Annotated in this window: 8 protein-coding genes; 3 read left to right on the top strand and 5 right to left on the bottom strand. The window is 72.1% G+C overall.

The genetic code is table 11. From position 1 onward, the window contains the following. Nucleotides 1-44 precede the first annotated feature (44 nt). On the top strand, nucleotides 45-1,178 hold the full coding sequence (gene dusB / locus AB0F04_RS04445; protein ID WP_362037677.1) for a tRNA dihydrouridine synthase DusB: 1,134 nt from the start codon (nucleotides 45-47) through the stop codon (nucleotides 1,176-1,178). Here dusB and AB0F04_RS04440 read toward each other — a convergent pair whose 3' ends face one another. The 3 genes from AB0F04_RS04440 to AB0F04_RS04430 all read right to left on the bottom strand — a co-directional run bounded on the left by AB0F04_RS04440 (nucleotide 1,179) and on the right by AB0F04_RS04430 (nucleotide 6,492). Next, the gene (locus tag AB0F04_RS04440; protein WP_362038658.1) at nucleotides 1,179-2,837 is read right to left on the bottom strand and encodes a sulfatase-like hydrolase/transferase; all 1,659 of its coding nucleotides are present in this window, start codon (nucleotides 2,835-2,837) and stop codon (nucleotides 1,179-1,181) included. A gap of 308 nt (nucleotides 2,838-3,145) precedes the next feature. After that, nucleotides 3,146-5,083 carry a glycogen debranching N-terminal domain-containing protein gene (locus AB0F04_RS04435; protein ID WP_362037676.1) on the bottom strand — a complete coding sequence of 646 codons (1,938 nt, stop codon included), beginning with the start codon at nucleotides 5,081-5,083 and terminating at the stop codon, nucleotides 3,146-3,148. After that, nucleotides 5,080-6,492 (bottom strand): hypothetical protein, encoded by a 1,413-nt coding sequence (locus AB0F04_RS04430; protein ID WP_362037674.1) that lies wholly within the window; start codon nucleotides 6,490-6,492, stop codon nucleotides 5,080-5,082. Before AB0F04_RS04430 ends, AB0F04_RS04435 begins: the two co-directional genes overlap by 4 nt. Nucleotides 6,493-6,613: 121 nt before the next feature. Here AB0F04_RS04430 and AB0F04_RS04425 point away from each other — a divergent pair, with 121 nt between their 5' ends. Then, nucleotides 6,614-7,840: an ROK family protein gene (locus AB0F04_RS04425; RefSeq protein WP_362037672.1), complete on the top strand. Its 1,227-nt coding sequence runs from the start codon at nucleotides 6,614-6,616 to the stop codon at nucleotides 7,838-7,840. A gap of 460 nt (nucleotides 7,841-8,300) precedes the next feature. Further along, nucleotides 8,301-10,994, top strand: coding sequence for a pyruvate, phosphate dikinase (ppdK, locus tag AB0F04_RS04420; protein WP_362038655.1), 2,694 nt, complete (start codon nucleotides 8,301-8,303; stop codon nucleotides 10,992-10,994). A 134-nt stretch (nucleotides 10,995-11,128) separates the two neighbouring features. Here the strand turns inward: ppdK and AB0F04_RS04415 are convergent, their stop codons facing one another. Next, nucleotides 11,129-11,647, bottom strand: coding sequence for an NUDIX hydrolase (locus tag AB0F04_RS04415; protein ID WP_362037670.1), 519 nt, complete (start codon nucleotides 11,645-11,647; stop codon nucleotides 11,129-11,131). A gap of 92 nt (nucleotides 11,648-11,739) precedes the next feature. Continuing rightward, entirely contained in the window at nucleotides 11,740-12,234 is a 495-nt protein-coding gene (locus AB0F04_RS04410) for an excalibur calcium-binding domain-containing protein (protein ID WP_362038653.1), read from the bottom strand. Nucleotides 12,235-12,283: the final 49 nt, after the last annotated feature.

Genomic DNA, 12,283 nt, shown 5'->3' with positions numbered 1-12,283 from the left:
TAACTAACGAACTTTGCCTTCTCATTGCACGGCACAATGGAGGCATGTCCACGCCCCTCCAGATCGGCCCGCACACCGTCCAGCCGCCCGTCGTCCTGGCCCCCATGGCCGGGATCACCAACGCGCCCTTCCGCACCCTGTGCAGAGAGTTCAGCGGCGGCAAGGGCCTGTTCGTCAGCGAGATGATCACCACCCGGGCGCTGGTCGAACGCAACGAGAAGACCATGCAGCTGATCCACTTCGACGCGACGGAGACGCCGCGCTCGATCCAGCTGTACGGCGTGGACCCCGCGACCGTCGGCAAGGCCGTCCGCATGATCGCGGAGGAGGACCTCGCCGACCACATCGACCTGAACTTCGGCTGCCCCGTGCCGAAGGTCACGCGCAAGGGCGGCGGCTCCGCGCTGCCCTACAAGCGGAACCTGCTGCGGGCCATCCTGCGCGAAGCCGTCAGCGGCGCCGGCGACCTGCCCGTGACGATGAAGATGCGCAAGGGCATCGACGACGATCACATCACCTTCCTCGACGCCGGCCGGATCGCCGTCGAGGAGGGCGTCACCGCCATCGCCCTGCACGGACGCACCGCCGCCCAGCACTACGGCGGCACCGCCGACTGGGAGGCCATCGCCCGGCTGAAGGAGCACGTGCCGGAGATCCCGGTGCTGGGCAACGGCGACATCTGGTCCGCCGGGGACGCCCTGCGGATGGTGCGCGAGACCGGCTGCGACGGCGTGGTCGTCGGCCGCGGCTGCCTCGGCCGGCCGTGGCTGTTCGCGGACCTGGTCGCCGCCTTCGAGGGCCGCACCGAGGACATCGCCCGCCCCGCACTGCGCGAGGTCGCCGACGTCATGGTCCGGCACGCCACGCTGCTCGGCGAGTGGATCGGCGACGAGACCAAGGGCGTCGTCGACTTCCGCAAGCACGTCGCCTGGTACCTCAAGGGCTTCGCGGTCGGCTCCGAGATGCGCAAGCGCCTCGCCGTCACCTCGTCCCTCCAGGAGCTGCGCGCCGGGCTGGACGAGCTGGACCTCGACCAGCCCTGGCCCGCCGGCGCCGACGGGCCCCGGGGCCGCACGTCCGGCAACAACCGGGTGGTGCTGCCGGACGGCTGGCTGAAGGACCCCTACGACTGCGCCGGGGTCGGCGAGGACGCCGAGCTCGACACCTCCGGCGGCTGATCAGCCCTTCGAGGGGCGCGGGGTGGAGCCGAACGCCTTCAGGAAGCGGTCCCGGAAGGAGCTCATCCTCCACACGGGCGCGTCGTGGTCCGGCCTCAGCCCCTGCGTCCACTTCCAGTCGGCGACCTTGTCCAGGACCTTCGGGTCCTTCGCGACGATCGACACCGGCACGTCCCGGGAGGCGTGGTTCCCGCTGACCCGGGCGATGGGCTGGTGGTCGCCGAGGAACACCAGGACGGTGTCGTCGGTGCCGTAGCGCTCCAGCCACTGGGTGAGGCTGGTGACCGAGTACTGGATGGACTTGCCGTACTCCTCGCGGGACTTGGTGGTGTCGGTGATGACGTCCGAGGCCTTGTTGCCGGCCTTCTGGATCGCGTCGAAGACCGAGCCGTCACCGAGTTCGTCCCAGCCGACCGTCTTCGGGACGGGTGCCCAGGGCTGGTGGCTGGAGGTCAGGATGACGAACGACATCAGCGGCTTGTCCCGCTTCTTCCCGTGCACCTGCCGCTGGAACGCCTCCAGCGCGTACTGGTCGGGCATGGTCGACCAGCTGAACTTCGGCCCCTTGTAGCCCAGGTCGAAGGCGTCGTAGACCTTGTCGAGGCCGTACCACTTCTCCTCCGGCCAGCCCTTCTGCACGCCGGGCATCACGCCGACGGTGTCCCAGGCTCCGGTCTTCCGGAACGCCTTGGTGAGGGTGAGGTGGTCGCCGGCACTGACCGTGCGGTAGCGCCGCTGGTTGTCGATCCACAGGCCGGACATGGTCGTGGAGTGGCCGAGCCAGCTGCTGCCGCCGTACGTCGCCGAGGTCAGCCAGCCGCTGCGGGCGTCGAAGCCGGCCTTCTTCAGGGCCTCGGTGCCGGAGTCCAGCGTGCGGTCGACGCCGGGGGCCATGATCGGATCCTCGATCGCGCTGCGGCCGTAGCTCTCGATGAACGTGAAGATCACGTCCTTGCCGCGCAGGTCGGGCAGCAGCTCGCCGGGCGGGGTGTTGCCGAAGGTGTCCGCCTTCGACTCCTCCACGAACGCCGCCTCGTCCCGCAGGGACTCCACCGTCCGCTGCGCGTGCGCCTTGAGGGCACCGGCACCGCGCTCGGAGGCGATCGGCCCGCCGAACAGGGTCAGACCCAGGGCGGAACAGGCGACCCAGGCGGTGCCGGCGACCAGGGCGCCCTTGGACGCCCGCATCCGGTGGCGCGCGAGCACGTCGGCGAGCCGGACCGACGCCGCGACCATGACGGCCGCCACGAGCAGCACGAGCACCACCGCGCCGGCGGCGGCGGCGGTCGCGACACCCCCGCCCAGCGTGTCCTCGACGTACGCCTGCGCGTCGGGCAGCAGGTCCCAGTCGAGCGCGGCGTTGAAGCCCCGCCCCAGGTACTCGTTGAACCCCATGTCCAGCAGGTTCACCGTGGTGAGGGCGGTGAGACCGAGCCCGTACAGCACCGCAGCCACCAGCCGGGGCCGCCGCGGCAGAGCCAGGACGACGACGGCCCCGAGGACCGCCTCCGCAGGGATCCGCGCGAAGCCGGCCGCCTTCAGCGCGGGGAGCGTGTTGGGCAGCAGCAGGGCGCCCACGACCAGGACGCCGGCGAGGGCGGTGGTGGTCAGGTGGAGGGCGCGGGCGGCCCGGGGGTGGTGAGTGCGCCAGGTACGCAGGTGGGTGAAGCGTGAGGCGGCCGGGGCGGGATCGGGCGTTGCCGCCTGCGCTCTCTCGTCCTCTCCGCCGTCCTCAGCCTCCGTCTTGCCGACCTCGGCCTCGGAAACGCCGTCACCCGGCTGCGGCGACTCGCTGAAGCGTGTGAAGACAGGCACCCGGAGGTCCTTCCCGTACGGAACCGGCGTGGTGGCGGACCCGGGTGGGGGTACGGGTCCGCCACCGTTGCGTACGGTGCGTCCACCAGGTGTGTTCAGCCCGCCGGGCCAGCGCTCGGCAAACACCCGGCAAACGGCGGGCCAACCGGCCCCTAGACCACCCCGACCGCCGTGAGCAGCGCCAACGGGGCCGACGCCGAACGGGATTCACGCACGCACGCGTGCGGGTACGGCACCGGCTCCGGGTGCGTGTCGCGGCCGTAGCCCGCGAGAACCTCCGGGAGGCGGTGGCCGGTCGCGCCCGCCGCGTCGACCAGGCCCCGGGCGATCGCGCGGGCCTCGTCGTGCAGCCCGTAGCGGGCCAGGCCCAGGGCGATCAGCGCGTTGTCGTGCGGCCAGACCGAGCCGCGGTGGTAGGAGAGCGGGTGGTACGCCGGCTGCCCGGCGGCCAGGGTGCGCACGCCCCAGCCGGAGAAGAAGTCCGGTTCGAGGAGCCGCCGGCCGACCAGTTCGCCGTACTCCTTGTCCAGCAGGCCCGACCACAGCAGGTGCCCGGCGTCGGAGGCCAGCGCGTCGACCTGCTTGCCCCGGCCGTCGAGCGCGAGGGCCGGGAAGGAGTGCTCCGGCATCCAGAAGTCCCGCTGGAAACGGTCCCGCAGGTCACCGGCCGCCTGCTCCAGCAGATGCGCGTACGTGGTGTCCTGCCACACCGTGCGGGCGAGACCCGCCGTGCGGCGCAGGGCGTCGTAGGCGTAGCCCTGGGCGCCCGCCGCCGTCACCGGCCCGTGCGGGCGGGTGCCTTCGGCGGAGCAGATGGCGCCGGGGGAGTCCTTCCAGTTCTGGTTGGCGAGGCCGCCCTGATCGGCGCGGTAGACGAGGTAGCCGCGCGAGGTCAGGCCGCCGTGGTCGAGCATCCAGGTGATCGCGGCCCGGGCGTGGGGTTCGAGGCGGCGGGCCGGGCCGGTGTCGCCGGTGTGCTCGGTGTACGCGCCGAGCAGGACGAGGAAGAGCGGGGTGGCGTCGACCGAGCCGTAGTAGCGGCCGTAGGGGACCTGGCCGAAGTGGGCCAGTTCGCCGTGCCGCACCTCGTGCACGATCTTGCCGGGCTGGGCGATCTCGTCGGCGCCGGTTCCGGTGGCCTGGGTCGCGGCCAGCGCGGGCAGGGTGGCGGCGGCCAGACGCGGCCGGTAGGGCAGGGCGAACAGCGAGGTCAGCAGGGCGTCCCGGCCCAGCAGCGTCAGGAACCAAGGGGCGCCGGCGGCCGGGACGCGCACGTCCTCGCCGTCCGGGCCGGTGGCCGGGACCTGGAGGGCGGCGAGGTCGGCGAGCCCCCGGGTGCACGCGGCGGCCAGCTCGGGCCAGCCGGCCGGGAAGACCAGGTCCCGCACGAACTCCTCCTCTCGGGCGCGCAGTTGCTCGTGGGCGGCGGCGGGGGAGCGGGGTACGCGCAGGGCGCGCCGGTCGCCGTGCGGGCGGGCCATGACCCGCAGGGTCACCTCGGCCGTGCCGTGCGGTTCGAGGTCCAGGGTCCACACCAGACGACGCGCGCCGGTGCCGGTCTCCTCCACGGCGTCCGGCCGCGGGTCGGCCGTCACGGTCGTGACGGAACGCCACTCGCCGCGCCGGTAGACGAACTCCACGCCGTGTGTGAGCACCTGGCGGGAGCGGACGGCGCCGGGCTTGGTGTAGGTGCGGTGGTCGGAGCGCAGCTCGAACTGGTCGGTGAAGTCGGCGTCGGCGGTGACCGCGAGGCGGACCGTCGTGGGCACCGGACGGTTGCTGGTGACGCGCAGCGACTCCACGAACGAGGAGTCCCCGACGGCCTGTTCGCGGAAGAGCGTGCAGGCGGGCGGTTCGTCACGGCCGCCGCGTGGGACGAGCACGCAGCGCGCGGTGTCCCCGTCGGCCACCGGGGTCAGCGTGTCCGGCACCGCCCCGTCGACGGTGAGCTGCCACCGGCTCAGATGCCGGGCGTCCCGTACGAACAGGCCGTCCGGGGCGCTGCCGCCCCGGTAGCCGCTGATGTCGCCGCGATCGCCGACGGCGGCGAACGTCCGGCCGTGCACGAGCAGATGATGCCGGTCCGTCATCCCCGGTCCCCTCCCTTGATCGCCGTGAGGCCGTTCCTGCCCCGTGCGGGCCGGTCGTGCAGCAGGTCGAGCGTGAGCGCGGCGGTCCAGCCGAATCCGGTGACGCCGCAGGCCTGTGCCGTGTAGGGGTCGACGTACTCCGCGAAGCCGGAGGCTCCGGCGGTGTGCAGCATGCCCTTGCGCAGGGCATCGGCCCGGCCGCGCTCACCGTGCAGCCGCAAGCCCCGCTCCAGCAGCCAGTTGGTGTTGAACCAGGCCGGGCCGCGCCAGTAGCGGTGCGGGTCGAAGGCCTCGCCGAGCAGGTCGTAGCTCGGGACCATGCGGGTCGTGCCGCCCAGGCCGAAGTGCGGGCCGCAGGCCGTGCGGGCCAGGGTGGCCGCGAGCTCGCGCGGCAGGGCGGGGAGCAACAGGGGGACGAGTCCGGAGACACCGCGCTCGGGGATCAGCTCCCCTTCGCGCACGTCCCGGCACAGGAACATGCCCGCCGCCGGTTCCCACAGCCGTTCCGCCAGGGCCGTCGTCAGGCGCTCCGCTCGGGTGCGCCGGGCCGAGCCGGTCACGCCCAGCTCGTCCGCGATGTCGGCCAGGGCGTACTCGGAGGCGGCGAGCAGTGCGTTGAACGCCGGGTCCTCCACGGCGAAGTCGCCGCGGCCGTCGGCGTACCCGCGGTCCCGGTAGTCGGCGGCCAGCCGCACGTACCGTCCGTAGTCCAGATCCGTCGGCCGGTCCTCGGGGGTGCCGTGGTCGAGGTCGGCGCGGCGGAAGGAGCCGGCCGGAGCGGGGGTGACGCGGGACAACGGGCGGTCCCAGCAGGGGCTGTTGTCCATACCCTGTTCCCAGGGGTGCACGACGGACACCAGCCCGCCCTCGCCGAGGTCGCGACGGTGCGGGAGATAGTCGTGCCAGGCGGCCAGCCGGGGGTACGCCCGGGTGAGGAAGCCGCGCGCCCTGGACAGGCCCGGGTCGGCGAGGTGCACCAGCCACGCGGCCAGGGCGTGGACCGGCGGCTGCACGATCCCGGAGGTCTGTACGGTGCGTGGGGCGCCGGCGGCGCGCCCGGCGGTCGACGAACGCCAGAAATCGGGGCTCGGGAAGTACGCGTCGAGGGGGACGGAGGGGTTGAAGACGATGTGCGGGATGCGCCCGTCCGCCCACTGGGCCGCCAGCAGCGTCTCCAGTTCCGTCTGGGCCCTTAACGGCGAGAGGTGCCTCAGGCCGATCGCGATGAACGCCGAGTCCCACGACCACTGGTGCGGATACAGGCCGCGCGAGGGCACGGTGGACCTGCCCGTCCAGTTGCCCTCCAGCACCTGTGCGGCTCTGACGTGCAGGGAAGGCGGCGCGGCGGCCGGGTCGTATGCGATCGGGCGCCCCGTGGGACGCGTGGTGAGCTGGGCGATGCGATCCACTCGGGGCTCTCCCAAAGACGTACTCCTGGCCGGGATCGGCAGGAGCTACCGTAGGGTTACGTCTATTTAACACGCAAAACCCAATATGTAATGCAGGGTTGGGAAACACAAGGGGGTGTGCATGACCGGACGGCCCGGGAGAACCGGACGGGGCGCGGGCCAGGCGAGCGCCGGCGATCTGCTCGAACTGGTGCGCAGTCGCCGCGCCGTGACCCGGGGTGCGCTGCAGCAGGCGACCGGACTGTCCCGGGCCACCGTCGGGCAGCGGCTGGACCGGCTCTTCCGCGCGGGCTGGCTGCGCGAGGGCGCCGGGGGGCCGGTGGACTCGCCGCTCGGCGGGCGGCCCTCCATCACCCTGGAGTTCGACGACGAGCACGCGGTGGTCCTGGCCGCCGACCTCGACACCCGGCACGCCCGGGCGGCGGTGCTGTCGCTGAGCGGTGAGATCCTCGCCGAGCACTCCGGCACCCTCGTCGTCGAGGACGGGCCGGACACCGTCCTCGGCGAACTCGGCCGCTGGTTCGCCGGGCTGCTGGAGAAGACCGGGCACGACGCGGAGGCGGTCTGCGGGGTCGGGCTGGCGGTGCCCGGCCCGGTCGACACCGAGACCGGCCGCGTCGTCCAGCCGCCGATCATGCCCGGCTGGGACGGCTACGACATAAGGAGCCGGCTGTCCCGGGCGCTCGGCGAGCACGCGGGCACCGCCGGGGTGCCGGTGCTGGTGGACAACGACGCCAACCTCATGGCGTACGGCGAACAGCGCACCGCCTACCCCGACTGCTCCGCCTTCGTGCTGGTCAAGGTCTCCACGGGCATCGGCGCCGGGGTCGTGGTGGACGGTTCGGTGTTCCGCGGCATCGACGGCGGCGCCGGCGACATCGGGCACATCCGGGTACCGGAGGGCGCCGGAGCGCTGTGCCGGTGCGGTTCCTACGGCTGTCTGGCCGCCGTCGCGAGCGGTGGCGCCGTGGCCCGGCGGCTGGCGGAGGCCGGGGCACCGGCGGCCTCCGGCTCGGACGTCCGGGAGCTGCTGGCGGCCGGGCACCCCGAGGCGGTCGGGCTCGCCAGGGAGGCCGGGCGCCGGGTCGGGGACGTCCTCGCGACCGTGGTGACGCTGCTCAACCCCGGTGTCCTGATGATCGCCGGGGATCTGGCCGGAACCGCCTTCCTGACAGGCGTGCGCGAACTGCTGTACCAGCGGGCATTGCCCCGCTCCACCGCACACCTGGAGGTCGTGACCGCACGGCTGGGCGAGCGGGCCGCGCTGGTCGGAGCCGGTGCGATGGTCGTGGAGCACCTCTACGCGCCCGAGCGGGCCGAGGAGCGGCTGCGCGCGCTCGGGGTGTGACGGCCGCGTTACGGGCCCTGGACACGTCCGCATGGTGAAATCCCGGCGCGTGTGGCAGCGTGATTCTCGCCACCCCTGATAAGGGTTGCGCTCAGATGAGCGGATCATGAGCGGCTGCACTTCTCCAAGGGGTGGCACTGAGTGCCACCGTTTGATCGTTCATCGAGCGAACTCACATGTGCGGAAACTCTGCTCACATGAGCGCTTGAGGGGGGTCAGGAAGGCCCTTGCGTTCAAGAAGTGAAAACATGCGGCTGCGATCGCTTGCTCAGCTTTGACTTTCGATCCGCTGGCGGACGAGTGGTTACAGGCGCATGACGCACAAGTGGACGTACCCAGACGCCTTTGATCTGGGTATGTTCCTGCCCGTCAGGGCAGCCACCGCGTCCTCGAGGAGTCGAGACCCGTGTCGGAAAACAAAGATCTCCCGGTAGCCGAGCAGGCCGCGAGCGTTGAGGGCGTGAAGTTCGTCTACGACTTCACCGAGGGCAACAAGGACCTCAAGGACCTCCTCGGTGGCAAGGGCGCGAACCTCGCCGAGATGACGAACCTCGGTCTGCCGGTCCCGCCCGGCTTCACGATCACCACCGAGGCCTGCAAGACCTACCTCGACAGCGGCGAGGAACCGGCGGCACTGCGTGACGAGGTGAGCGCCCACCTCGACGCGCTCGAGGCCCGCATGGGCAAGAAGCTCGGCCAGGCCGACGACCCGCTGCTGGTGTCGGTGCGCTCGGGCGCGAAGTTCTCCATGCCCGGCATGATGGACACCGTCCTCAACATCGGCCTCTCCGACAAGTCGGTCCAGGGCCTCGCCAAGCAGGCCGGCGACGACCGGTTCGCCTGGGACTCCTACCGCCGCCTCATCCAGATGTTCGGCAAGACCGTCCTGGGCGTCGACGGCGAGCTGTTCGAGGACGCGCTGGAGGCGGCGAAGGCGGCCAAGAAGGTCACCGTCGACACCGAGCTGGAGGCGGCCGACCTCAAGAGGCTCGTCACCAAGTTCAAGAAGATCGTCAAGACCGAGGCCGGCCGGGACTTCCCGCAGAGCCCGCGCGAGCAGATGGACCTCGCCATCCACGCGGTCTTCGACTCCTGGAACACCGACCGGGCCAAGCTCTACCGCCGCCAGGAGCGCATCCCCGGCGACCTCGGCACCGCGGTCAACGTCTGCTCCATGGTCTTCGGCAACCTCGGCCCCGACTCCGGCACCGGCGTCGCCTTCACCCGCGACCCCGCCTCCGGCCACCAGGGCGTCTACGGCGACTACCTGCAGAACGCGCAGGGCGAGGACGTCGTCGCGGGCATCCGCAACACCGTGCCGCTCGCCGAGCTGGAGCAGATCGACAAGAAGTCGTACGACCAGCTGATGCAGATCATGGAGACGCTGGAGAACCACTACAAGGATCTCTGCGACATCGAGTTCACCATCGAGCGCGGTGTGCTGTGGATGCTCCAGACCCGCGTCGGCAAGCGCACCGCGGGCGCGGCCTTCCGCATCGCGACCCAGCTGGTCGACCAGGGCCTGATCGACGAGGCCGAGGCGCTCACCCGCGTCAACGGCGCCCAGCTCGCGCAGCTGATGTTCCCGCGCTTCGACGAGGACGCGAAGGTCGCGCAGGTCGGCCGAGGCATCGCCGCCTCCCCGGGCGCGGCCGTCGGCAAGGCCGTCTTCGACTCCTACACGGCCGTCAAGTGGTCCCGCTCCGGCGAGAAGGTCATCCTGATCCGCCGCGAGACCAACCCCGACGACCTGGACGGCATGATCGCCGCCGAGGGCATCCTGACCTCGCGCGGCGGCAAGACCTCCCACGCGGCCGTGGTCGCGCGCGGCATGGGCAAGACCTGTGTCTGCGGCGCCGAGGAGCTGGAGGTCGACACCAAGCGCCGCCGGATGACCGTGCCCGGCGGGCACGTCGTCGAGGAGGGCGACGTCGTCTCCATCGACGGCTCCTCCGGCAAGGTCTACCTCGGTGAGGTACCGGTCGTCCCGTCCCCGGTCGTGGAGTACTTCGAGGGCCGGATGCACCCGGGCGCCGACGACGCCGACGAGCTGGTCGAGGCCGTCCACCGCATGATGGCCTTCGCCGACCGCAAGCGCCGCCTGCGGGTGCGCGCCAACGCCGACAACGCCGAGGACGCGCTGCGCGCCCGCCGCTTCGGCGCCCAGGGCATCGGCCTGTGCCGCACCGAGCACATGTTCCTCGGCGACCGGCGCGAGCTGGTGGAGCGGCTGATCCTGGCCGACACGGACGCCGAGCGCGAGGAGTCCCTCAAGCAGCTGCTGCCGCTGCAGAAGCAGGACTTCGTGCAGCTCTTCGAGTCGATGGACGGCCTGCCGGTCACCATCCGCCTCCTCGACCCGCCGCTGCACGAGTTCCTCCCGGACATCACCGAGCTGTCCGTGCGTGTGGCGCTGGCCGAGTCCCGCCAGGAGCCGCACGAGAACGAGCTGCGCCTGCTCCAGGCGGTGCACCGGCTGCACGAGCAGAACCCGATGCTGGGGCTGCGCGGTGTCCGCCTCGGCCTGGTCATCCCCGGCCTGTTCACCATGCAGGTCCGGGCGATCGCCGAGGCCGCGGCCGAGCGCAAGGCCGCCAAGGGCGACCCGCGCGCCGAGATCATGATCCCGCTCGTGGGCACGGTCCAGGAGCTGGAGATCGTGCGTGAGGAGGCCGACCAGGTCATCGCCGAGGTCGAGGCGGCCTCGGGTGCGCAGCTGAAGCTGTCCATCGGCACGATGATCGAGCTGCCGCGCGCCGCGCTGACCGCCGGTCAGATCGCCGAGGCCGCGCAGTTCTTCTCCTTCGGCACGAACGACCTCACCCAGACGGTGTGGGGCTTCTCCCGGGACGACGTGGAGGCCTCGTTCTTCACGGCGTACCTGGAGAAGGGCATCTTCGGCGTCTCCCCGTTCGAGACGATCGACAAGGACGGTGTCGGCTCGCTGGTGAAGCTGGCCGCCAAGGCCGGCCGCGAGACCCGCCCCGACCTCAAGCTCGGCGTCTGCGGCGAGCACGGCGGCGACCCGGAGTCGGTCCACTTCTTCCACGAGGTCGGACTCGACTACGTCTCCTGCTCCCCGTTCCGCATCCCGGTGGCCCGCCTGGAAGCGGGCCGGGCGGCGGTCCAGTCGCAGGGCAGCGACCACCGCTAGACCAGTGGCCCGTGCGGCCACGCAGGAACCCGGAGCCGTCGGCGGTCCCCGACCCTCACCGATCGCGGCGGCTCCGGAGCACGAGACGAAGGGGCGGCACCTGTGCGGAGGTGACGCCCCTTCGGTGTTCCGGCTTAACCGGCGAGCCCCTCCCGCAGGCACACGACGCTGCCCGTGCGGGCCGCGTCCAGCAGCGCGGTGAGGGTGGGCAGGCCGGTCGCCAGCGGGGTGGACTCCAGGTCGGCGAGGGCGAAGAAGCCGTGCTGGTCGTGCTCCGAGCTGCGCCGGACGGGCTGCCCGGCCGGGAGCCGGCCACCGTGGAAGTAGAAGTCGATCACCGGCCCCGTCTCCAGCACATCGGCCCGGTGGTCGTACCCGAGGAAGCGCAGGTCCTCCGCCAGGGCGATCCCGGTCTCCTCGTGCAGCTCCCGGCGCGCGGCCCCGACGGGATCCTCACCGTGGTCGAGCATGCCGCCCGGCAGCCCCCAGAGCCCCGCGGCGGGCAGGCCCGCGGCGTAGCGCAGCAGCAGGATCCGGTCCTCGGCGTCGAGGAGCAGGACGCAGGACGCGACGATGGTCTGCGGCAGTGTCTTGACCCACTCCGCTCGGGGCAGCACACCCGGCGCGTTCGGGACGGGCACGGTCGTGTCCACGGTGGTGTTCCTTCCGTCGGCTGGACAGCCCGCTGCGAACTGCCCAACCGGTGGAACGGCCGGAACCGCCGATGGTCACCGGCATACCGTGGTCAGGTGTCGCACGCGACGCCGTCGTTGTCCCGGTCCAGGTGGGAGGCGTAGCCGGGTTCACCCCGGCGGATGGGGGCGGCGCCGGCGGCACGGACCTCGCTGCAGTTGGCGTAGTACACGTCCGCGCCGTCTCCTGAGCCGCCGTCATCTCCCCCGCCGCCCGCCGCCGGCTGTGCCGTGACCGTGGTGGTGACCTTGACGGTCTTGGTCGCGGTGACGGTGGGAGCGGGGTCCGGCTCCTTCGCGAGTGGCGTCGCGGTGGTGGTGGCCGTGGTGGTGACCGTGACGGTCGGCCGGGGCTCGGCGGCCGCGCGTTCGGTGTCGCCGGGGTTCTCCTCGCCGCCGGCTCCCATCCCGATACCGAGCAACAGGGCCAGACCGAGGGCGGGCAGCACGTAGCGCTTACGGGCCCAGCGGGGCGCCGGCCTGCCGGGCTGCGGCACGGGCGGCGCGGGGTAGGGGTGGTGGTGCGGGTCGGTGTACGGGTTGGTCATGGTCATCCCCCCAGGGCTCGTTCGTGAGGGGATGACCGTAGGACCGGAC

It is taken from the genome of Streptomyces sp. NPDC029041 (assembly GCF_040637515.1).
Lineage (GTDB): Bacteria > Actinomycetota > Actinomycetes > Streptomycetales > Streptomycetaceae > Streptomyces.
This window is presented reverse-complemented; position numbering and strand designations above follow the sequence as displayed.

Coding starts and splice junctions, on each gene's coding strand:
- AB0F04_RS04410 (WP_362038653.1), bottom strand. CDS start 12,234: ATGACCAACCCGTACACCGACCCGCACCACCACCCCTACCCCGCGCCG.
- AB0F04_RS04425 (WP_362037672.1), top strand. CDS start 6,614: ATGACCGGACGGCCCGGGAGAACCGGACGGGGCGCGGGCCAGGCGAGC.
- AB0F04_RS04435 (WP_362037676.1), bottom strand. CDS start 5,083: ATGACGGACCGGCATCATCTGCTCGTGCACGGCCGGACGTTCGCCGCC.
- dusB (WP_362037677.1), top strand. CDS start 45: ATGTCCACGCCCCTCCAGATCGGCCCGCACACCGTCCAGCCGCCCGTC.